This is a genomic window from Kitasatospora sp. NPDC007106 (assembly GCF_040634455.1).
GTDB classification, from domain to species: Bacteria; Actinomycetota; Actinomycetes; order Streptomycetales; family Streptomycetaceae; genus Kitasatospora; species Kitasatospora arboriphila.
Genome location: NZ_JBEYFP010001431.1, coordinates 1 through 1,089, shown reverse-complemented (window position 1 = coordinate 1,089; position 1,089 = coordinate 1). Strand labels below are relative to the sequence as shown.

Genomic DNA, 1,089 nt, shown 5'->3' with positions numbered 1-1,089 from the left:
AAACATACTTTTAATCATTAGTACACCACCCTCATCTAAACATAATCCACAACCAACATTCACTTCACGACGCTCTTCCGATCTGCACACCCCGGCCTCCCCTGCAGGCAGGGACCGTTCGGCCCTGGGAACGGGACACGCGGCCCTGTCGCCGCGGACCGGACCGGGACGAAACTGGAAGCACAAGCCCGGCCGGCCCCTCAGGGGACCGATTCCGCGGGAGGCACACCATGACGAAGCAGCGGGTCCTCGTGGCGTACGGCACCAAGCACGGCGCCACGGCCGGCATCGCCGAGGAGATCGGGCGGGTCCTGGACGAGGAGGGCTTCGCGACCGAGGTCGTCCCCGCCGCCGAGGTCACCACCGTGGCGGACTTCGACGCCGTCGTCCTCGGCAGCGCGCTCTACATGAACCACTGGCAGCACGATGCGCTCCGCTGCGCCCACCGCCACGCCGACGAACTGGCACGGCGGCCCGTCTGGCTGTTCAGCAGCGGGCCGGTCGACAGCTCTGCCGAACAGCACGAGATCCCGCCGGTCGCCCAGGTGGCCGAGGAGTTGGAGCACCTCCACGCGCGGGGGCACGTCACCTTCGGCGGCAGTGTGACCGCCGAAACGCCGGGCTTCGTCGCGCGGAGCATGGTCAGGCACGGCAAGGGCGGCGACTTCCGGAGCCCCGAGCACATCCGGCGCTGGGCACAGGAGATCGGCGCCGAACTCCGCGCGGACGAAGCCGGCCCGACCAAGGACTGACGGATCGTCACGACACTGCCCCGGCAGCAGACCCGAGGAGGCGTGCCATGCCCGCCGCATCCACTTCGCCCCGCCCCGTCCGAGGCGGGCCGTCCGGTCCTCCGCCACCTGCGCCGGGCCGCCGGCCTCGACCGCAACCCGCTCTGCCGCACGGCGGACCGCGCCCGCAGCCGACTGCTCGTCGGCGCCGTGCTGCTCGCCGTCCTCTCGGTCGCCGCCGCCCTGGTGACCGCCCAGGTCCTGCTGCACGACATGCGGGCCGACGCCCGGCGGACGGCCGAGCACCGCCACCCGGCGACGGCCACCACCCTCGCCGCGGCCGTCGGCCCCCCGGGCC

The 1,089-nt window shown here is 72.1% G+C and carries 1 protein-coding gene and 1 pseudogene; both read left to right on the top strand.

Annotated elements, in window-relative coordinates; translation table 11 throughout:
• Positions 1-230: 230 nt before the first annotated feature.
• Entirely contained in the window at positions 231-752 is a 522-nt protein-coding gene (locus ABZ641_RS39050; protein ID WP_359989467.1) for a flavodoxin domain-containing protein, read from the top strand.
• Between the two features lie 42 nt (positions 753-794).
• Positions 795-1,089, top strand: a pseudogene (locus tag ABZ641_RS39045) (hypothetical protein); the annotation flags it as partial.